The sequence below is a fragment of the Amycolatopsis regifaucium genome (genome assembly GCF_001613935.1).
Classification (GTDB): domain Bacteria; phylum Actinomycetota; class Actinomycetes; order Mycobacteriales; family Pseudonocardiaceae; genus Amycolatopsis; species Amycolatopsis regifaucium.
The window spans coordinates 141,200-162,234 of the sequence record NZ_LQCI01000009.1; the positions used below are offsets into that span (position 1 = coordinate 141,200).

General features: G+C 67.3%; 18 protein-coding genes and 1 pseudogene. 13 read left to right on the forward strand and 6 right to left on the reverse strand.

All coding sequences use genetic code 11. From position 1 onward, the window contains the following. Positions 1–7: 7 nt before the first annotated feature. Positions 8–1,411, forward strand: coding sequence for a trypsin-like serine protease (locus tag AVL48_RS10615; protein WP_244162555.1), 1,404 nt, complete (start codon positions 8–10; stop codon positions 1,409–1,411). Then, entirely contained in the window at positions 1,408–1,476 is a 69-nt protein-coding gene (locus AVL48_RS40715; protein WP_341865679.1) for a hypothetical protein, read from the forward strand. The genes AVL48_RS10615 and AVL48_RS40715 overlap by 4 nt, the downstream gene beginning before the upstream one ends. A 109-nt stretch (positions 1,477–1,585) precedes the next feature. Here AVL48_RS40715 and AVL48_RS40810 read toward each other — a convergent pair whose 3' ends face one another. Further along, complete coding sequence (locus AVL48_RS40810) at positions 1,586–1,711, reverse strand: DUF3037 domain-containing protein (protein WP_425266127.1); 126 nt, start codon at positions 1,709–1,711, stop codon at positions 1,586–1,588. 131 nt (positions 1,712–1,842) lie between these two features. Here AVL48_RS40810 and AVL48_RS10620 point away from each other — a divergent pair, with 131 nt between their 5' ends. The 5 genes from AVL48_RS10620 (at position 1,843) to AVL48_RS10640 (ending at position 8,860) form a co-directional block, all read left to right on the forward strand. After that, positions 1,843–2,385 (forward strand): DUF2867 domain-containing protein, encoded by a 543-nt coding sequence (locus AVL48_RS10620; protein ID WP_061982651.1) that lies wholly within the window; start codon positions 1,843–1,845, stop codon positions 2,383–2,385. Positions 2,386–2,405: 20 nt separating this feature from the next. Then, positions 2,406–4,166 (forward strand): alpha/beta fold hydrolase, encoded by a 1,761-nt coding sequence (locus tag AVL48_RS10625; protein WP_158070226.1) that lies wholly within the window; start codon positions 2,406–2,408, stop codon positions 4,164–4,166. A gap of 953 nt (positions 4,167–5,119) precedes the next feature. Beyond that, the gene (locus AVL48_RS10630; RefSeq protein ID WP_061982650.1) at positions 5,120–6,469 is read left to right on the forward strand and encodes a glycoside hydrolase family 10 protein; all 1,350 of its coding nucleotides are present in this window, start codon (positions 5,120–5,122) and stop codon (positions 6,467–6,469) included. A 355-nt stretch (positions 6,470–6,824) separates the two neighbouring features. Next, positions 6,825–7,397 carry a TFIIB-type zinc ribbon-containing protein gene (locus tag AVL48_RS37985; RefSeq protein WP_244162556.1) on the forward strand — a complete coding sequence of 191 codons (573 nt, stop codon included), beginning with the start codon at positions 6,825–6,827 and terminating at the stop codon, positions 7,395–7,397. Between the two features lie 92 nt (positions 7,398–7,489). Further along, entirely contained in the window at positions 7,490–8,860 is a 1,371-nt protein-coding gene (locus AVL48_RS10640; RefSeq protein WP_061982649.1) for a hypothetical protein, read from the forward strand. Positions 8,861–9,150: 290 nt separating this feature from the next. On the opposite strand, the gene AVL48_RS10645 is transcribed toward AVL48_RS10640, so the two are convergent. Together AVL48_RS10645 and AVL48_RS10650 are read right to left on the reverse strand one after the other, a co-directional pair. Continuing rightward, positions 9,151–9,561: a Dabb family protein gene (locus AVL48_RS10645; RefSeq protein WP_061982648.1), complete on the reverse strand. Its 411-nt coding sequence runs from the start codon at positions 9,559–9,561 to the stop codon at positions 9,151–9,153. Further along, the gene (locus tag AVL48_RS10650) at positions 9,558–10,685 is read right to left on the reverse strand and encodes an MFS transporter (protein WP_061982647.1); all 1,128 of its coding nucleotides are present in this window, start codon (positions 10,683–10,685) and stop codon (positions 9,558–9,560) included. Before AVL48_RS10650 ends, AVL48_RS10645 begins: the two co-directional genes overlap by 4 nt. Positions 10,686–10,769: 84 nt before the next feature. Between AVL48_RS10650 and AVL48_RS10655 the strand changes: the two genes are divergently transcribed. Further along, a complete protein-coding gene (locus tag AVL48_RS10655; protein WP_061982646.1) occupies positions 10,770–13,382 on the forward strand; it encodes an ATP-binding protein in 2,613 nt (870 codons plus the stop codon). 484 nt (positions 13,383–13,866) lie between these two features. Here AVL48_RS10655 and AVL48_RS38205 read toward each other — a convergent pair. Then, positions 13,867–14,060, reverse strand: a pseudogene (locus AVL48_RS38205) (MFS transporter); the annotation flags it as partial. 42 nt (positions 14,061–14,102) lie between these two features. Here AVL48_RS38205 and AVL48_RS10665 point away from each other — a divergent pair. Continuing rightward, positions 14,103–14,501, forward strand: a complete 399-nt coding sequence (locus AVL48_RS10665) for a TetR/AcrR family transcriptional regulator (protein ID WP_061982644.1) — start codon at positions 14,103–14,105, stop codon at positions 14,499–14,501. A 23-nt stretch (positions 14,502–14,524) separates the two neighbouring features. On the opposite strand, the gene AVL48_RS10670 is transcribed toward AVL48_RS10665, so the two are convergent. After that, entirely contained in the window at positions 14,525–16,024 is a 1,500-nt protein-coding gene (locus tag AVL48_RS10670) for a SulP family inorganic anion transporter (protein WP_061982643.1), read from the reverse strand. 526 nt (positions 16,025–16,550) lie between these two features. Beyond that, positions 16,551–17,165, reverse strand: coding sequence for a hypothetical protein (locus tag AVL48_RS10675; RefSeq protein WP_143104801.1), 615 nt, complete (start codon positions 17,163–17,165; stop codon positions 16,551–16,553). A 324-nt stretch (positions 17,166–17,489) separates the two neighbouring features. On the opposite strand from AVL48_RS10675, the gene AVL48_RS10680 reads away from it, so the two are divergent. The 4 genes from AVL48_RS10680 to AVL48_RS40520 all read left to right on the forward strand — a co-directional run bounded on the left by AVL48_RS10680 (position 17,490) and on the right by AVL48_RS40520 (position 20,658). After that, positions 17,490–17,801, forward strand: coding sequence for a hypothetical protein (locus tag AVL48_RS10680; RefSeq protein WP_061982678.1), 312 nt, complete (start codon positions 17,490–17,492; stop codon positions 17,799–17,801). A gap of 148 nt (positions 17,802–17,949) precedes the next feature. Beyond that, a complete protein-coding gene (locus tag AVL48_RS10685; RefSeq protein WP_143104802.1) occupies positions 17,950–18,363 on the forward strand; it encodes a hypothetical protein in 414 nt (137 codons plus the stop codon). A gap of 622 nt (positions 18,364–18,985) precedes the next feature. Next, positions 18,986–20,140, forward strand: a complete 1,155-nt coding sequence (locus AVL48_RS10690) for a pentapeptide repeat-containing protein (protein WP_143104803.1) — start codon at positions 18,986–18,988, stop codon at positions 20,138–20,140. A gap of 386 nt (positions 20,141–20,526) precedes the next feature. Further along, positions 20,527–20,658, forward strand: a complete 132-nt coding sequence (locus AVL48_RS40520) for a hypothetical protein (RefSeq protein WP_279626654.1) — start codon at positions 20,527–20,529, stop codon at positions 20,656–20,658. Positions 20,659–21,035 lie beyond the last annotated feature (377 nt).

The window sequence follows — 21,035 nt, forward strand, 5'->3', positions numbered from 1 at the left end:
GAGAATGATGAGAACATCACGCTTCGCAGTAGCACTCACCGCGCCACTGGCCACGGCGGCCCTGCTGGTCGTGAGCACCACCGCTGTCGCCGCGCCGCCCGACAAGGTCAGTGTCGCCGCGACCCCGACCGACCAGCTCCGCACGGGCGACTGGGGAACCCGGATCGTCAACGGGGAACGCACCACCGTCAAGGAGTACCCGTTCGTCATCGCGGGCATGCGGGTCGGGGGCGGCGGTCCGCAGGGACAGTCCTGCACCGCCTCCGTCGTCGGCAAGCGCAAGATACTCACCGCGGCACACTGCATGGTCGACACCAGCGGCGCCAAGAGCTACTTCTACGGTGACGACGACTTGAACACTCCGGGTGACGAGACGTTCCGCACGGCCGTTGCCTCGTTCAAGACCCACCCCGGCTACACCGGCTCCGGTGGCTGGCGAACCGGCTACGACGTCGCGGTGGTCACCACCGTCGACGACATCCCGGTGCCAGAGAGCCAGTGGGCCAAGGTGGCGGGTTCCGGCGACAGCGCGCTCACCCAGCCGGGCAAGTCAGGCACCTCCCTCGGCTACGGCAAGACGTCGTCGGGCGGCGGCTCCGGCGAACTCCGCAAGACCACCATGCCGGTCAACGACCCCTCCGGCTGCCAGGTTTTCGACATCCGGGTCAACGCTGACCTCATGGTATGCACTGGCTACAACGACGGGCGCACCGCCGACTGCTCGGGTGACAGCGGTGGACCGTTCATCGTCGATGGTGTGGTCGTCGGCGTCTCGTCGTGGGGCTCCAGCGCTTGCGACCGCTACAGCATCATGGCCCGCCTGACCAACGCGATGGGCGACTGGGCCCGCGCCGAGATCGGCGGGACCCAGCCCGGCGACGGCAAGTTCACGATGGCACTGTCTCCGGCCTCCGGCAAGGCCGCGCCGGGCAGCCACGTCTCCACCAGCGTCACCACCAAGGCAGGCGACCAAGGACCGGAAAAGCTGGACCTGAGCGCGTCGGCCCTGCCCGCCGGCACGACCGCCACTTTCCAGCCCTCGGCGAGCATCGACTCCGGTGACGTGGCCAAGCTGACCTTGCAGCCGTCGACGAGCACCCCGGCGGGCACGTACAAGATCGCCATCACGGCCAAGGGCACCTCCGGAGCCAAGACCGCCGAGTTCACGCTCACGGTCGGCGACGGTGGTAACGCCACCGGCCCGAAACCGTCCCTCTCGTCGAATTCCGGCATCGTCCCGCCCGGGGGCTACGCCAACGCGACGATCACGGTCACCGGCGGCACGGGTCCCATCCGGCTCAGTGGCACCGGCCTCCCCCACCCGCCGACCTTCTCCCCGCCGACCGTCAACCCCGGCGGCACTTCGCGGATGACCGTCATGGGCCGTACCAGCGCGGTACCTACAAGGTGACCATCACCGCGACGGACAGCACCGGCAACACCGGAACAACGGACTACACCCTCACCGTCCGCTGAGACCCGTACCGGCGAGCGATGATCCCGGGATCATCGCTCGCCGGAACCGCGGAGCCGGGCGGCACTGCGAAACTGGCTGACGCTGTACATTCCCTCGCCGCCACGCTCGTCAAGCTCTATTCCTGGCGCGAGGAACCGCTGCTCCTGCGGTACACAGCACGCCGCCGTTCATCGATTCCTCACGATCCACGCGAGGCACCACTCGCAGCGCCGCGTACTCGTAGAGGCTGCCCATGACCTCGGCCCAGGAACGGCGTGCAGCAGCGACGTGTTCCTGGCACGCACCTGTTCCGACAGCACGGGCCCATTGCACGCATCCTCTCTATGGTCATAGAGTGGTCTCTGTGTACATAGAGAGGATGCGTGATGACCGCACTCGCTGAGCAGTTCACTCCGCGACCGGATTTCGCCGAGCGACACGAGATTGACATTTCCGCGTCTCCGGAAGCCGTGTGGAGCGCGTGGCAGGCCATGACCATCACCGATCCGCCTCCGATCGCTCGTGCCTTGATCGCGGTCCGCAGCTGCATCGCCCGGCTTCGCCATGGCCATGCGCACAGCGACCTGCCGAAGATGTTCATCCCCCTTGCCGCGGAGCGGCCGCGGGAGGTCGTGGAGGGTTTGGTCGGGCGGTGGTGGGAGTTCGGCAAGCACCGGAACCGAGAGGAGATCACCGGCCCGGCGGGATTCTTGGCCTTTGCCGAGCCCGGATACGCGAAGGCCACGGTGAGCTTCAGTTTCACCGAGACCGGCGCAGGGCGGACCCACGTGGTCACCGAGACCAGGGTCGTCTGCATGGACGCGGGCGCACGTCGAGCCATGGCCCGCTACTGGCTGCTCATCCGGCCGTTCAGCGGCGTGCTGAGGATGGCGCTGCTGCGGACGTTGCGAAAGCGGGCGACGCGATGAGCCGAACCCAGCGAACCGCGATGCTGCTGGACGCGGCGATTTCAGTGGTCGCTTCCGAAGGATTGCGCGGCTTGACCTACAAGGCCATCGATGACGAAGCGGGCGTCGCGACAGGCTCGACGAGCTTCTACTTCCGCACCCGCAAGGAACTTCTGCAAGGCGTTGCCGAACGCATCGCCGAGCACGAACTGGCCGGCGCCGAAACCATGCTGGCTTCTCCGGCGATGGTCACGCCGTCGACCATCGACCAAACCGCTGACACCATAGCGGGGGCACTGCTGCAGTGGCTCGGACCGGACCGGAAGCGGACGAAGGCCAGGTTGGAGATCTGGCTCCAAGCAGCCGAGCAGCCGGAGCTGCGCACGGCGCTGGCGCCGGTGCGCGACAGGTTCCTGGCACACACTCGCACCCTGCTCGCCCCGCGAGGGAAAACAGCCGCTCAGGTCGAGGAACAAGCGAATCTGATCCTGTCGATGATCGACGGCATCACCTACGACACCATCGTGCATCAGCCATCGACGGCTCCGGACCGAGCCACGCTGCGACGGGCGGTCAAGGCGATTCTCCTGGCCGTCATCGGTCCGGCGCGAATACCGGACGAAGTCGATCGGGGAATGCCTATGTCATCCGAGATCCGTCCGTTCAGCATCGCCATCCCCCAGGCAGATCTGGACGATTTGCGGGAGCGGCTGGGCCGGGTCCGCTGGCCTGCCGGGCCCAGTGAAGACGACTGGAACTCAGGCGTGTCACCCGTCTATCTGAGGGAACTGTCCGAATATTGGCGCACCCGTTACGACTGGCGGGCCCACGAGGCCGAACTCAATGGGTTCCCCCAATTCACCACCGCCATCGACGGCGCGAACGTGCACTTCCTCCACGTCCGCTCGACCGAACCGAACGCGTTGCCACTGATCCTCTCGCACGGCTGGCCGGGCTCGATCGCGGAATTCACGAAGATCATCGGGCCGTTGACGAACCCGCGGGAACACGGTGGCGATCCAGCCGACGCCTTCCATCTGGTGATCCCGTCCCTGCCGGGTTTCGGGTTCTCCGGGCCACCCCCGGACGCCGGGTGGTCGATGCATCGCATGGCACACGCGTTCGCCGAATTGATGGCCCGGCTAGGTTATGACCAGTATGGGGCGCAGGGCGGGGACCTGGGGTTCGGCATTTCGCACTACCTGGGCGTGCTCGACCCCGACCATGTGCTCGGCGTGCACGTCAACACTTTGCTGACGGTAGCGCCACCGGATCCGGCGGCATTGGCCGAGCTCGATGACGAGGACCAGGAGCGGCTACAGGCGCTGGCCGACTTCGGCTCCCGCTTCGCCGGGTACCGGACGATGCAGGCAACGCGACCGCAGACACTGGCGTACGCCCTGGCCGACTCACCGGTCGGCCAGCTTGCCTGGATCGTCGACTTGTACCGCGGTGTCAATGAAGCACAGGCACTGCATGAGGACACGGTCGACTGGGATTACCTGCTCACCACCACGATGCTCTACTGGCTGACGAACACGGCGGGATCATCGGCCCGCGTGTACCGCGAGGAACGCGTGCTCACCGCACTGGACCCATCGACCGTCCCCATGGGGGTGGCGCAGTTTCCCCATGATGCCCGGGCAGTACGGCGACTCGCCGAGCGCGAGTACTCCAACATCGTGAGCTGGACCGAGTTCGACCGCGGCGGCCATTTCGCGGCCATGGAACAACCGGACCTGCTCGTCGATGACATCCGGGCATTCTTTCGCGCCATCCGACGGCCACCGCACCCCCAATAACCAGTACATCCCTGACCCGTACGACCGGCGCCGACGTGGCGACAACGACGCCGTGCCCGTCGCGCATCGTCAAGCCATGGCGTGGGCACAGACTGACGTCGCCGCGCCGGGTCGACCGGGTCGGTCCCGCCGGCTGGTAGGTCAACCGGCGGGACCTGAGTTGCCGATCGTCCGCAGCAGACCGGCAACCTGGACACAGGTTGCCCAAAGCTCGGTGATCTATGCACCATCCTGAGCTTGATTTGGATGAATATTCGCCGACGCGAGCGTTAGTCCTACTCGATGGATTCGGCCCAGCGGTCTGCCCACTCGGCACAACTGCGGGGCCGTGGCCGCTCCCAGACCGGTGCCCGGACGTCGTCGTCGCGACCGCTCAAGCGCTGTTCGGTGACACCTAGCCGTTCTGCCTTGGGCCGCCCGGGACGCTGACGCGGGCTTAACCGAGGACTAGTGGCCGGGTGCCAGCGCCCGCTTGGCAGACGGCGCCGCCCGGCCGGGTCACCCACCCAGCCCAAGTGCATCTCGCGCGCGTTACCTACGCGCTGAGCCCTCCATACGCAGCTCCGTTTGCGCCATACGACATCGGTCGTAGTCTGGCCTGACCGCGCCAGGCTGGCCCGCGACCGCGGCGACCGGACCGGAGAGTGTGGAGGGGACGAACGAACCCGAGACAGCGTGCTTGGCCTGACGGTGAACCCGGCTTTGCCGCACGTGGCACGAGATGCGTCCATTGTGGATCATGAAGGCGGTTCCCGCCCCGCGCGGACGAGCACCGAAAGTTCCTCGAAACTCTTTGCCCGGTGACGCCGCGCCGTGTTCTGCTGCTCGCGGTAGGTGAACATCATCGATTTCGTCCAGGCCACCGGAGACTTGGTTCCCGGTGCCGGCTCGCCGGCGGGGGGACATGTCCCGAGATGGGCATCCCCTGGGCGGCGCCCGGGAGGAGACCACGGATGGCAAGAAGTTCGTCGGACCTGCACGGCAGGCGGTGGTGGCGGTCATCGACCGCGCGGATACTGCTGGGAGTGGCCAGCGTGATCGTCACGGCCGCCGTGCTGGTGACGGCTCCGGGCGCTGACGCCGCGGCCAGTACGCTGGGAGCGGCGGCCGCGCAGTCCGGCCGGTATTTCGGCACCGCGATCGCCGGCGGAAGGCTCGGCAACTCGGCCTACACCACGATCGCGGCACGCGAGTTCGACATGGTGACGGCCGAGAACGAGATGAAGCCCGACGCGACCGAGCCCAACCAGAACCAGTTCAACTTCTCGGCGGGCGACCAGATCTACAACTGGGCGGTCAGCCATGGGCTGCGGGTCCGCGGTCACACTCTCGCCTGGCACGCGCAGCAGCCGGGGTGGATGCAGAACATGAACGGCAGCGCCCTCCGCAGCGCGATGATCAACCACATCCAGAAGGTCATGGCGCATTACCAGGGCAAACTCGCGCACTGGGACGTGGTCAACGAAGCCTTCAACGAAGACGGCAGCCGCCGTTCGTCGAATCTGCAGGGCACGGGCAACGACTGGATCGAGGTCGCGTTCCGGACGGCGCGCGCGGCCGACCCGTCGGTCAAGCTCTGCTACAACGACTACAACATAGACAACTGGAACTACGGCAAGACGCAGGGCGTGTACAACATGGTGCGGGACTTCAAGGCCCGCGGCGTGCCGATCGACTGTGTGGGCCTGCAGGCCCACTTCACCGGCGGCAGTTCGGTTCCGAGCAACTTCCAGACGACGATCTCCAGCTTCGCGGCGCTCGGCGTCGACGTGGCGCTCACCGAGGTCGACGTCACGAACGCTTCCACCGCGCAGTACACGGCGCTGACTCAGGCCTGCCTGAACGTCGCGCGCTGCGTCGGCATCACCGTGTGGGGCGTGCGTGACAGCGACTCCTGGCGTTCCAGCGAGAGTCCCCTCCTGTTCGACGGCAACGGCAACAAGAAAGCCGCCTACAACTCGGTATTGAACGCCCTCAACGCCGGAAGCCCGACCACGACACCCACCACCCCGACCACACCCACGACTCCGGGCGGGGGCGGTTGCACCGCCACGCTTTCGGCGGGGCAGACCTGGAGCGACCGGTACAACCTGAACGTTTCGGTCAGCGGCTCCTCGGCCTGGACGGTCACCATGACCGTTCCGAGCCCCGCGAGGATCAGTGCCGCCTGGAACATCAACGGCACCTGGCCCAGCAGTCAGGTCCTCGTCGCCAAACCCAACGGCAACGGCTCCAACTGGGGTGTCACCATCCAGCACAACGGAAACTGGAATTGGCCCAGCGTCAGCTGCAGCGCATCCTGACCCCACTGAGCGAAGGCAAGTCGGTCAACTCCGCGTCCGAGTTGAGCGCGATCCCCCGCGCGCGGCCCCCGCGGTCGCAAAGTGACCGGTTCGCCGGTGAGGAGTTTGCGCAGGAATAGGGGGATCAGTTTCTCCGCGTGCTGACGAGGACCATGGTTCCTGGAGCTGCGGGTGATGCAGACCGGTGAAAATGGCCCCGCACGAACCGTGCGGGACCCTTTTCAGCGAGAGGCCGAGCCGGCACGTGAAATGCCCGCGTCGAGGATTGTCCCGATTCACATCGCTGGCACGGTCGCGTCAGGTAGCTGATCTGCAACCAGAAGACACAGGACGGTCACAACTGACCATGCCGGTCATGTCGAATGCTGTTGATCAGGCGGCGGAAAAGAAGATGCGCCGGAACAAAGCCGATGGGCACAATGGCGGCGTGAACGCCAAGCCATCGACGGCACACGGCCGTTTTACCGATCCCGATGTGTCGCTGTATGCCTTGGCGGAGGACGCCGTCCAGGTGGTGTGTCCGGCATGCCAAGGGCGCGCTCAGGTCGCACCATGGCTTGATGGCGAACCACCTGACATCTGCTCGGCATGGTGGCCTCGCCGGCTGGTTTGTCGCGCCTGTGGCCACGTCAGAAACTGGCCTGATGCAACCCGAAAGACGATGTCGTGGTGGAGCGGCCCCGTTGATCCGTACTTCGGTCAACCACTGTGGTTGCAAGCGAATTGCTGCGGAAACCAGACTCTGTGGGCGCTCAACGAACGCCACCTCGACATCCTGGAAGGTTACCTCGGCGCGCGGCACCGCGAACGCGGCAAGTTTCCCGGGCTGACCATGCTTGCCCGGCTTCCGGCGTGGCTCAAGTCCGCCAAGCACCGCAGCGAGATCCTGCGGGTCATCGGCCGGCTGCGGGCATCCCTCTCACCGTGACACCGAGAAGCCGCCCACCACTCCCGGCAGCCCGCTGAACGCGTACCCGGTCTGTAACGACGCGGAAGGCGATCGCGACTGCCACCCGAGGGATGACGATGCGGTTCCGCGTTGCAGCGCTGAGGGGGCAGATCGTGACTACCGCGCGAAGGAGATTCGGTGCCATCTTCTCCGGCGTCTTCCTGCTCGTCTTGAGCAGTGTCCTCACCACCAGCACCGCACACGCGGTGCAGGCGTTCAGCAACGCTGACGTCGCGGGTGCGGGCCTCGCCGAGCTGGGGACGTCCCGCCCGACGGGCTGGAACCAGCCGGGCGAGTGCGTCAAGAGCGTGCAGCGTTGGGTAGCGGCGGCCGGGGGCTACTTCGGAGGCGGTGGAGTCATCAGTGGGTACGACAACTCCGGCGCTCAGGAAGTGTCTTTGGGTTCCGCGGTCAAGGGTGATGTCATCCAGTACACCAACGCCAACGGCAACGACCAGGACTGGTCGCACGCCCACACCATGGTCGTGATCACCAATCACGGCAACGGACGCTTCGACATCGTCCAATCGAACTCGCCGGCAGGCTCGGGACTCGTGACCCGCGCCGACAACATGATCCCCACACCCGCGGCAGGGTGGGTCTCGCGAGTCTGGCGATTCGGCACTGTACACAGTGGACCCGTACCGAACCGGATCGCTCTGCTCACCCCGGACAGCCAGATCTTCGCCAAAGACGATCTGGCCGCCGGCAACTGGCTCGACCAGAACACCGCGGCCCCCTCGATCGACGTCGGCGGCCGCCGTAGCGCGCTCATCAACCCAGCAGGCCGCGTCTACGCCAAGGACCACCTCGGGGCAGGTGGCTGGCTCGACCAAGGTGCGGCAGCCGACAAAGTGGTCGTGGGCTTCGGTGGCCGCATGTACCTCATCACCCCAGACGGCTGGGTCTACGGCAAAGACGACATTACCAGCGTCGGAGGCTGGCTCAACCAAGGCGCACAAGCCGTCGACGTCGCCATCGGCCTCGACCGGGTCGCCATCATCACGCCCTGCGGCGCGATCTACGCCAAGAACACTCTCCACAACGGTGGCTGGATCCAGCAAAGCGACTGCTACACCGCCACCGACGTCGAAGTGAGCTCAACAGGACGTGTCGCGTTCATCAGGACCGACGGTGCCGTGTTCGCCAAGGACGACATCACCGGACGTGGCGGATGGCTCAATCAGAACGCGTCCGCCACCCAGCTGAAGCTCGGCGCGAACCGGCTCCTCATCCTGACACCGGACAGTCATGTCTACGCCAAAGACCACCTCGGCGCCGGGGGCTGGATCGACCAGGGAGCCACCGCCGTCCAGATCGCCATCAGCGACCAAGGCAGACTGATCCTGCGAAATCCGTTCAACCAGGTCTACGCGAAGGACACCATCGGCCCGGCCGGATGGCTCGACCAAGCAGCCACAGCCATTGCCATCGCATCCTGACACCTAGCCGACCTCACGGTGCGACCCGCCCCTGGCCAGGTACCAGAAATCCGTCCAGGGACGGTCGCCGACGACATGGGCAAGCTGTTCGGGTGATACGCCTCAACAGCCTCGGACGGGATCCGGCACCGCGAACCCTCGACTGGGAAACCCCGGCCGAACGACCCGACAAGTAACTGTCCTAACAGGATCACCTAGCGACGACCGCGTGAATCCACCCGGCTCTGACCGTTATTCCGCTCGCGACCCCACATCGGTGCCGCGTGCACGGTGAAGCGCTTATCGGGTTGTCAGTGCTTTTCGGGCGCAGCGCTGCCGCTGTACTCACCGAGGCCGGACACGAGCTGGGTCAACTCGGGGTCGCTGTCGTAGCGCTTCTGGTGCAGTGCCGTGATCTTGGCACCCATCTCGGGGTCCGCATCGTCGGTGATGTCGTACGACATGAACCTGTCGACGACCGGCAGGCCCACCCGGTCGGTGTTGCGGTGAGCCGGGTGGATGAGGTACTGCCAGTAGCCTTCGAGATCCTCGATGACGAAAACCGCGCCCCACTCGTACTCGCCGCCGAAGTCCCGGCCGACGACGAACGACTTGACCGACGGGATCACGCGCCCCTGGTTGCGCAGGCTCTCCAACGCCTCCTCGACCTGTTCGGGCGAGGCGTCCGCGCGGAGGGTGAACCGATTGCCGTGGTAGATCATTTCTTCTCCTTCGTGACGAGGGCGCCGAGTGCGCCCACGGTGGTGAACACCCCGGTCCAGACGAAAGCACCGGCGATTCCGGCAGCCTGGACGAGCGGGGCGACGACGAGCGGCGAGAGGAACTGGCCGAGGAAGATCCCCGCCACGAGGCCGCTGAGGATCCGGCCGCGGTGCTGCGGGGCGGCCATCCCGGAGAGCTGGACGTTGAGGTGGGGCACGACGATGCCGACGCCGATACCGCCGACCAGCAGCCCCGCCACGATCCCGGCGACCGTGCCGGTGCCGGCGAGCAGCCAGCCGACGCCGAGCAACGCGATGCTCGACGCCGTGATGGTGCGCGGTCCCCATCGCAGCCGGGGAAAGACGAGCGCGCCGATGACACTGGTCAGGGTGCTGCCCGCGATCACGACGCCGATGACGCCAGGACCGACGCTCAGTTCGGAGAGCAGGAACGGCAGCTGTGTCGGCGCCATGAAGAACACGAGGGTCGCGACGAGTGCCACGGCGTAGATACCCAGTGCCTTCGCGGCCGGCCGGAACACACCACCCTGGATCTTCACGCGCGGCTCGTCGCGCAAGCCTGCCAAGGCGGCCAGCGCGACGACCACGGCGACCGAGTAGAGCCAGAACGGTGCTCGCCAGTCGATCCCGGCCAGCACGCCCGCGAGTGGCAGGAACACCACACCGCCAAGGCTCGCGAACGCCTGCTGCAGCCCGAGGAACGCCGCCCGGCGCGGACCGTCGAACCAGTCCGTGATCAACGCGCTGACCGCCGTCATGATGCCGCCGACGGCGAGCCCGAGCAGCGCGCGGCTGATCAGCAATACAGCCAGGTCAGTGACGAAGAAGCCGGCCGTGCCGCTCACCGCGTAGAGCAGCAGTGCCGTGATCAGGAGCGGACGGCGGCCGGTTCTGTCGGCGAAGGCGCCGGCCAGCGGCGCGCTGACCGCGATGGCCAGCGACGTGATGGTCAGCGCCAGGCGTACCAGGACATCCGCGTCGAACGCCCGGCTCATCGCGGGCAGGCTCGGCGCGATGATCGCGGCGGCCATGATGGTGAGTGTCGCGGCGCCGAGAACGGTCGCCCGTGCGAGTAGCGGAGGCTCGGTTCGTGTCGTGGTCACGCGTCAACACTGGCCGGGACCTACGGGCGGTCGCGTCGGCGAGAACCACCTAGATGGTCCGCCTAGGTGGTTATAGTCCGGTGCATGCGCACTGGTCCGCTGGTCGGCAGGCACGACGAGATCCGTTGCCTGGACGGCTTGCTCCACGCGGCGGCCGATGGCCACGGCGGTGTCCTTGTGCTGCGTGGCGACGCCGGTATCGGCAAGACCACGCTGCTCGACCACATCCGGGAGGCGAACGGTTTCCGGATGGTCGAGGCGTCGGGCTCGGAGTTCGAGACCGAACTGCCGTTCGCGGCCCTGCACCAGCTGTGCGTCCCGGTGCTCGAGCATCTCGACGACCTCGACACACGTCACCGCGAGGCGTTGCGAGTCGGGTTCGGTATGACCGACGGCGAGCCGGACATGTTCCGGGTAGGTCTGGCGACGCTGGAGCTGCTCGCCACAGCGGCACGTGCCCAGCCACTGCTGTGCGTCGTGGACGATGCACACTGGCTCGACACGGCGTCGACGAAGGCGTTGTCGTTCCTGGCGCGACGCATCGCCGCAGAACCGGTGGCGATCGTCTTCGCCGCCCGGCACGGCCTGGACGAGCTGCCCGCATTGACCCTCACCGGCCTCGCCGACGCCGACGCCCGTGCGTTGCTCACCACCGCGATCGACGACCAGGTGCGGGAACGAATCCTGGCCGAGGCACAGGGAAACCCGCTGGCGTTGCTGGAACTGCCGAACGCGGGTGGCTTCGGTCTGCCGGAGGTGACCTCGGTGACGCAACGGATCGAGGCCAGCTTCCGGGCCAGATTGGACCGGCTTCCGGCGCAGGCCCGGCAGCTGCTGACCGTCGCGAGCGCCGATCCGACCGGCGACCCGCGCCTGTTGTGGGCGGCGGTCGCGCGCCTGGGCATCGAGACCAACGCCGACGCCGCCGACCTGGTGACCTTCTCCACGCGCGTGCGGTTCTGCCATCCCTTGGCCAGGTCCGCCGTCTACCGGGCGGCGTCCGCCGATGAGCGCCGCACCGCACACCGGGCTCTGGCGGCGGTGACCGATCCGGTGACCGACCCCGACCGCAGGGCCTGGCACCGAGCCGAGGCCGCGATCGGGCTGGACGACAACATCGCCGCCGAGCTGGAGGCCGCCGCGACGCGCGCCCGCGCCAGGGGTGGTGTCGCGGCTTGCGCGGCTTTCCTGGAACGAGCCGCCGCGCTCTCGTCGGACCCGAGCCTGCGCTCCGAACGTACGCTCGCCGCCGTCCAGGCGAAACTAGACGCGGGCGCGGCCGACGCGGCGGCGGAACTGCTCACGACCGTCGACGTGGCAGACGATGCGCGACTCGCCCGCACGGAGATCTTGCGCGGCCGGATCGCGGTCATCCGCAATGACGGCGACGGCCCGTCCTTGATGCTGCGCGCCGCTCACCGGCTGTCGGCCGTGGACCCGGCGTGGTCACGCGACAGCTTCCTGGACGCTCTCGAGATGAGCCTCGTCGTCGGCCGGGCGAACGGGGTGATGGACACCGTGATCGCCGAGGCGCGACACGCTCCGCCGGCTATGGCCCCGGACGTTCTGGACGCCTTGATCCTGTTGAATACCAAGGGTCATCGGGCCGCCGGCCCGATGCTACGCCGCGTGCTCACGGAGAACGCGTTGTGGACGCGCAGGCCCGCCCTCGCCCTGATGATCGCCGGCGAGCTCTGGGACATCGAAGCGCACCTCGAGATCACCAACTGGCTGCTGAGTACCGGACGCGACACCGGTTCACCGTGGGTCTTGCGTCTCGCCCTCGCGCAGCAGGCCATCGCCGCCACCCACGCGGGTGATCTCGGCACCGCGATGACCGCGGTGGCCGAGGAGGAAGCGATCGCGGACGCGTTCGATGATCCGCCGATGGTCTACGCGAGAGTGCACGCCACCGCGTTGCGCGGCAGGCGCGTCGAAACACTTCGGCTGATCAGCACCACCTTGCGTGACGCCGACGCCCGCGGAAACGGCCACCTGGTCGCGAACGCGCACTGGGCCGCCGCAGTGGTGTACAACGCCTGCGCGGACTATCCGGCCGCTCTCGGCGCGGCCCGGCAAGCGACCGCACCGGGCGATCTCTATCTCGCGGGTATCGCGTTGCCGGAACTGATCGAAGCCGCCGTCCGCTGCGGCGAACTCGACGCAGCCGCCGATGCCCTGGAAGACCTCACTGCTCGCGCCGACGCGAGCGGTACCCCATGGGCGCTGGGCGTCACCGCCTTGTCGAGAGCGCTGGTGACCGGTGCGGAGGACGACTACCGCCACGCGGTGGAGCTGACCGGTCTGCCGGCTCCGTATCGAGCGCGGGCGCGCCTGCTTTACGGCGAGTGGCTGCGCCGCGAGAGCCGCCGCAAGGACGCCCGCGAACAGCTACGCACCGCGCACGAATCGTTGGCGGACATGGGCATGGAGGCATTCGCACTGCGCGCCGCCAACGAGTTGCGGGCGACCGGTGAGGTGGCACGGAAAAAGACCGCCGGCACGTCCGAGCCGCTCACCGCTCAAGAAACACTCATCGCCCGGCTCGTCGCGACCGGAGCGACCTCGAAGGAAGTAGCGGCACGGCTGTTCCTCAGCCCCCGCACGGTCGACGCGCACCTGCGCAATATCTTCCGCAAGCTCGGCATCTCCTCCCGACGCCAGCTCAGGGAGTCGGAGCGCATCCCGGTCGCCTGACCGCGTGGCGGAGGCACGCTCGCGGCGCAGCCCGGCTTGAGCTTTGGCGATCGCGTCGCAGCACCGACGCCCGCGCAGCGAAAAGTGCTGCAGAGTAGGCGAATCACGCAGGCCTGCGTGCTCGTCTGCGGCCCGGCCGGGTGATTGCGTCGGCCGCCCGGTCAGTCGTCGCAAACGGCCATGAGGACGTGAGTGCTAGCCAACGGTGTCGAGGAATCGGTTGTGGCGCAGGCGGAGTGCTCGTTCGATGCTGGCCAGAGCGGCGCCGATGGTGAGCAAAGAGTTGAGCCAAGCCGGGAGGGAGATGGGCGAGACGAAGGTCCCGAAGCGCGCCGCGACGGGCGGCAGTTTGAAGGCGTGGCCAGGACCGCGCCCGCGACATCCAGCGACGGCCGTGTCACCGGACGACGGGATCCGAAGAGCGTGCGCAGGGCCGCCACGATGGCGGCCGCACCGACGGGAAACGTTGACCAGCAGAATCGATGAACAGCACCAGCCCGACGACGAAGACTCGTTTACGACCGTAGAGAGCCGCCAGCTTCCCACCGAGCAGCAAGAGCCCGGCGAAGGTCAGCGCGTAGGCGTTGACCACCCACTGCTGACTCGCGTCGCCGAACCGAGCGATCTCCGGATCGACGGCAAGGCGACGTTCACCACCGAGATGTCGAGCACCACCATGAACTGGGCCGCGCACGCCGCGCCCACATCGCCGAAGCACTGGTGCGGGTCGCCGCCCGGGAGGGGTTGCACGCGGTCACGATGCGCTCGGTGGCGGCCGAATCGGGGGTGTCACTGCGCCTGGTGCAGTACTACTTCGATTCCAAGGAGCAGTTGCTGCGCGGCGCGCTGCGACATCTGGAGAAGCGCAGTCACGATCGCTGGGGAGCTCGCCTGGTCGGGCTGCCGAAGCCGGTGCCGCCGCGAGCGTTCGTCGAGGCGTTCCTCAACGAGGCACGGGATGACGGTCAGCTGGCGCCGCGCGCGGACGTGGCGATGGAGGCGGCACGATTGGTGTCACTCAGCCACGGTGTCGGCACCAGTGTCCTCATCGGACACAAGATGTGGACAGCGCCGAGGCCATGCTGGGATATTGCGTGGACAGCCTGTTCCGGCGGGTGAGCGGTAAGCCATCACGGACCGCGTCAGTGGTTCGAGGCAAGTTCGCCGGAGAGCTTCCCGTGCATGCGAGCACTGTGCTTGTTGAGCCCGATGATCTCGACGGTCTTGCCGCGCGACGCGTACCTGGTGGTGATCGCGTCGAGCGCGGCGACGGTCGAGGCGTCCCAGATGTGGGCGTCGGTGAGATCGACGACGACCTTCTCCGGATCGTTCGCGTAGTCGAACTGATAGACCAAGTCGTTGCTGGAGGCGAAGAACAGCTCACCGGTGACCGTGTAGACGACCTGCGTGCCGTCCGGGTCCACCACGGCGGTGACCTCGACCAGCCGCGCGACACGGCGCGCGAAGATCACCATCGCGGTGATCGAACCGACGACCACGCCGATGGCCAGGTTGTCGGTGGCCACCACGACGCCCACGGTGACGACCATGACGACGACCTCTCCCGACGGCATCCGCTTGAGCGTGGCTGGGGCGACACTGTGCCAATCGAAGGTGCCGAACGCGACCAGCACCATCACCGCCACCAGCGCGGCCATCGGGATCTGCGAGACCAGCGGGCCGAAGGCGATGCACAGCACCATCAGGAAAACACCGGACAGAAACGTCGAAAGCCGCGTCCGCGCGCCGGCGGTCTTGACGTTGATCATGCTCTGACCGATCATCGCGCACCCGCCCATGCCACCGAAGAAGCCCGTGACGATGTTGGCGATGCCCTGCCCGATTGCCTCCCGGGTCTTGTTGGAGCGCGTATCGGTGATGTCGTCGACCAGCTTCGCCGTCATCAGCGACTCCATCAGTCCGACCAGCGCGAACGCGAGCGCGTACGGCGCGAGCAAGGCGAGGGTTCCGACGGTGAACGGCACGCTCGGAAGGCCGGGCACAGGCAGCGACGACGGCAGAGCGCCCTTGTCCCCCACGGTCGGGACCGCGATCCCGGCGGCGATCGTCAGCACGGTCAAGGCCACAATGGACACCAGCGGCGCGGGAATCACCTTGGTCAGCCTCGGGAACAGCACCATGAGCACGAGTCCGCCCGCGAACAGCGGATAGACCGGCCACGGCACGTCGATCAACTCCGGGACCTGCGCCAGGAAGATCAGGATCGCCAGCGCGTTGACGAACCCGACCATGACACTGCGCGGCACGAACCGCATCAGCTTGGCGACGCCGAGGGAGCCGAGCACGATCTGGAACAAGCCGCCCAGGATCACCGTGGCGATCAGGTGATTCAGCCCGTGCTCTCGCACCAAGGGCGCGACCACGAGCGCGATCGCGCCGGTCGCGGCGGAGATCATCGCCGACCGGCCGCCCACGATCGAGATCACCACCGCCATGGTGAACGACGCGAACAGCCCGACACTCGGGTCCACGCCGGCGATGATGGAGAAGGAGATGGCCTCCGGGATCAGCGCGAGCGCGACCACCAAGCCGGCGAGGATCTCCGTGCGGGCCACCTTCGGCGACAACCACGAAGGGCGCGTGCGCAGGCGCGCGGACACCTGGGACACCAGACTCGACACAGACAGGCAACCTGACTTTCTCTGGCGCCACGCGGACGCGAACGACCTCACCCCACCACGACGCGCTTGAAGACCCTGCTGGATGCGTACACGCACTGTCTACGGTCCAGGCGTCGATGCCCGGCGAAACCGGCGGCGGAACAACCCTCACCTTACGTTAGATCAGAGATCACTGATCCGTGAGCCCCTTCGGCCGGAATGAGGGCGGGAACACGCCGGAGGCGTCCGAGCAGGGTCGAGGCGCCCAGAGGGCGGCGAACTCTTCGGCGAGCGTCAGAGCGTTGGTCGACCGGCTCGCTCAGGACTGGGCAAAGTAAGAACATGTCGAAACCCGGTGTGAGCGGCGCTGCACGCCCGGGTCGGGCAGGTCACCTGCGCGGGCTGCTCCGGCGCGGTGTCACCGGAGACGCTGAACAAGGCTTGGAGGCACCGCCAACGCGCTGACCGCGGGGATCGCGGACCTGGGGTGGCGAACTCCGCCAACTCGTCCGCGCCCGAACGTCGACCTGTCCGGCAGTGCGGACCATCAGTGGCCGCGCGGGAACTCGCGTCGGCCCCATCGACTGCCCGCGTAAGCCAGTTCGCGCAGCCGCGCCAGCCACCTCGGGGCCATCCGCATGTCGCGGGGGTGGTGAAGCATCGGGTCGAACGTGACATCCTCCGCGGGCCGGTCCACGGCGATGACAGCGACCGGCGTGCCGTCACCGAGGATCAGGGTGGCGCTGGTCGGGAGCTGACCAGTCAGCCGCTCCGGGTCGCCATGCCCGAGCCGGGCGTCGGTGACCTCGACACCGAACCGAAACCGCCTGCCACCGCGTGTGTACGGCGTGATGGTGCCGAACCGTGCCGAGCGCCACGACCGCGCGGGCCACGGCAGCAGGCCCCGCGCCGTGCTGGCCACCAGCACGTCCCACTCGCCGGGCAGCCGGATCGCGATACCGAGCACGTCCGGCCATCGCGTCGGGAGGCCCGCGCCCCGGGAGAACCGTACGGTCGCGATCCCGTCCTCGATCGGTACCCAGGACGGACAGGCAGGTGCCCGCCGGACGGTGGCGGTGAACGTTCGCCCGGCCGGGTGCACGGCACGTGAGCGACGAAGCCAGGCAAGGACGCGGAACGGAGACCGGACGAGGGACGTCATATCAGCCCGGCTACCCAGGCGCGGGACGGCGAAACACCCCTTCAGCCGCCCAGAGAAGGGACGCCGAACCCACAGCGTGACGACCCAGCACGCCGCGGACCGCGACCGGCAGACCCACCAGATATCCGGGCTGAAGACGGGGATCACCCCGATGTGCCACGATTCGGTAGGTAATAGGCTCCGCCCATGGCCGGACCACGCCGACGGGACCGGCGAGTTCGTGTGAACATGGGGGGCGAAATGACGGGTGCTCGTCGATGGGCAGCGAGTTCTGCCGCGTTGTATACGTTGTGGGGCCTGCTGCACATGAGTCTCGGTGTCTCGATGGTGATCGGTGATCTCGCTGACGGTGCGCCTGATACCGAGCTGGCAGCTGAAAGCCTCCTGTTCTTCATCTGCGTCACCGTCCTGGGGACGCAGGCCATCTTCGTCGCGGTGGTTATGAACCGCGCCAACAGCCGTCTCGGGTACTGGCTCAACGGCGTCGTGCTCGGTGTGGTCGACGTGGCGTTCCTCGTCCTGCTCGTGGTTCCCGGCCATGTCGACCTCATCGGCGGGACCGCCGGACCGGTCATCTGGTTACTGGCCACCGTGTGCGCCACCATGGCAATTCGGCGCGAACCCGTGAGCACATAGCACCACAATCGTCGAATACTTCATCTCGATCCGACGCACGTCGTCCCGAGTTGCCACACGATAACTCTGAACCATTGCGATGTTGTCGGTGTGCACCGAGCTGCTCATTGGAGGCAGGACGGGTGAGGGCTGCGCGATACTCACCCAGGTGATCACGATGCAGCCCGTCGTGGAGGTCTACGCGACTGACGGCTTTGCCCTTTGGCCGGTCGCTGAGGTCGGGTCGTTCGGCTATCTGGCGCTCAGCGTCTACGCGCCCAGGGCGCTTTTCGGGATTGTCTGCCGCTACGACAAACTCCGGCGATCTCGACCCCGGCATCAGCGTGAAACGGTAGGCTTCGAACCTCATCGACGCGTTGCCCACCGGCGCTCAACTCGTTCGGCCCTTCGGGATCACCCTGCTGCTGGAGCCGCTCAACACGGTCGTCGACCACCCGGTCAATTCCTGTCCAGCACCGCGCAGGCCTTCGAAATCCTCGGGGCGGTGGATCGGGAGAACGTCCTCGTCCTCTACGACCTCTACCACTCGATCACTATGGGGAACGGCCGGAAAGCGTTCTAGCAGGCAACATGCACCTCGTCGGCCGCGTTCAGATCGCCGACGTCCCGGACCGCCACGAACCCGGCACCGGCGGGATCGTGGCGCTCCACCTTTCGAGCCCTGGCACATTCGGGCTAACGGGGACCGATCGGTTTGGAGTACGAACCGGTACTGGATCCGGTGGATGGATTGAGGCGGCTGCGCGAGCTGCTGCCCTGATGGACTCGCCTCGACGACGTAGCCCAAGGTCGCCGGGCCGCACCCATTTCAGACTGGTCGAGAGCCGACTACCCGACGTCGTACCGCGGAACGTTGACCGAGGCGCATCCATGCCTCACCGTAGTTTGGCCATCCGGTGTTCGAATCGAACTCCAACTGCAGGTAACGGTCGTTGACCTCGTACCGGCCGGAATTCGGCCCAACCCGCTCCGGGTCACCCAGAAGTGCGCAGCAGGCCGCGGACAGAATCCCTGGGTGTCCGGCTGTGTCCGCACGATGGCCGCTATCAGGACATCGTTTCGAAGTGCAGGTCGGTGCGGTCGGCGCGAAGGTGAAGTACGTCGACTTTTCGCCGTCGGTCTCGGCCGCGGACGGAGTCTCCTCCGCGGGTAACGCTGTGCCACCGCAGCGGGATGGTGGTGGCATGCTTACACGCGCACGCTTTCGTCGCCATTCCCCGTCGGCGGTGTCCTGGTGGCACCCCGTCCTGGTGCTCGTGGTGCCGGTCGTGGTCGTCATCGCGATCGCTGTCTTCGTGTTCCTGCGCGTCCTGGAACACAGCAGTTCATCCGGCCGTTTGGAGCTGATCCGCACCGCGCTGGCCGTCGGCGCCGGGACCGGGGCGATCATGACGTTGGTACTGGCCTGGCGGCGGCAATGGTCCGCCGAGCACGACGCCGCCGAACGCCGCCTCACCGAGCTCTATGTCAAAGCCGTCGAACAACTCGGCTCAGACCAGGCTCCGGTCCGGCACGGCGCGCTCTACGCACTCGAACGCGTCGCCCAGGACAACCCCGACCACCGCCAAACCGTCGTCGACGTCATCTGCGCCTACCTGCGCGCCCCCTACATCCCACCCGCCGACAAGCCCGGCGCCCGGAGGCTGGGCGGCCTGGCGGCATCGCCGCGCAAGCCTCGCACCCGCGGCGCCCTCCCCCGCCGCAACCCCATCCCATCCCCCACCGCCGACGGGGACGAACGCAGGCAGGAACGCGAAGTGCGGCTGACCGCCCAACGCATCCTCACCCGCCACCTCGACCCCGGTGACCGCCCACGTCGCCCCCTCCACACCTTCTGGCCCGGCATCGACCTCGACCTCAGCGCCGCCACCCTGATCAACCTCGACCTCCGCCGGTGCCATGTCCGCACCGCCACATTCACCGGGGCGACCTTCATCGGATGGGCTGGGTTCAGCAAAGCGACCTTCACGGCGAAGGCCGGGTTCAGCGACGCGACCTTCACCGGGAACGCCTGGTTCAGCGGCGCTACCTTCGCCGGATACGCCTGGTTCAGCGGGGCTACCTTCATTGAGAACGCCTGGTTCGGCGGGGCTACCTTCACCGAGTACGCCGGCTTCGAGGAGGCGACTTTCGGCGGCGACGCCGGGTTCAAGGCCGCGACTTTCGGCGCTGGATCGTGGAACGGTGCGTGGTTCAGCCAGTTCGCGTCGATGGTGGGCGCGACGGCGGACCCGTCATCGGCGAAATGGCCGCCGGGATGGGCCCTCAAAGACGCCGCGACGGACAGGAAGAACAAGCGGGTCCCGTTGATTCCCGAGCCTGCCGTCTTACCCGCATGACGCGGCGACGCCTGAAGCGCGCTACCACGCCCAGCCGCGTATCTCCAGCGTGGCCGCCCGCAACCTGCGGCTGCCTGAACTACGGTCGCAGCCAGCCTGTTTGCTCTTCGACGTCGAGTACTAGCAGCGCTCGCGGGAGGCAGGTATGGCGTCGAAGCCGATCGATCTCGTCGCGAGACCGAGCACCGCCGGGGCTTCGGCTTCAGCTGGGGGCACCGTCGTCGCGTCGGGGACCGGTTCTCACTGAAGTTCGCCGCTCCCTGCGGGAAGCAGTCCGGGGTCGGCAACGCCAGTCGATGAGGTGAGCATCACGAGTGGTCTCAACCACTGTTCAACGAAGGCCGCCCGGGGTATCCGGAGACTGGAAACAGTCGAAAGGACCGCCCGTGAACGAGAACACCACTCCCCGCCTCGTCGCGAACCCGAACCGCACACAGGTGCGGACCGAAGCGGACTTCCGCCGCAGCGCGCCTCCGGTAAATCCCGAAGCTGAGTCGGCGAAGCCCGAAGACCGCTGACCCGGGTGCGGTCCGGTGTGGCCTCTCCACACCGGACCGGCCGGTTCGCCGGGTCCAGGGTCGGCATGCCCCGGACGCGACGGACCGTACGAAAAGCGTGCGGCGGATGCGACTCGCTGGGCCGAGATGGCGACTCTCGTCACACAACACGACAGCGTCCTGCTGGGGTCGGCAGTGTCGAAGCCCGGCCGGGTATTGATTCGCCATCTTGTCCAGTCGCGCCTGCGGACTACTTGGGCCGCGCACATGCCGACGCTCGCGCGGACGCTGTCAACCTGATCGCCGGCTGAACTCGCGATGAGCTCCGGCTGTCTCCGCCATGGCGCTGACTGGCACGTCCACCACCGAGGACACACCAGCTCTTCGCGTCACCCGGC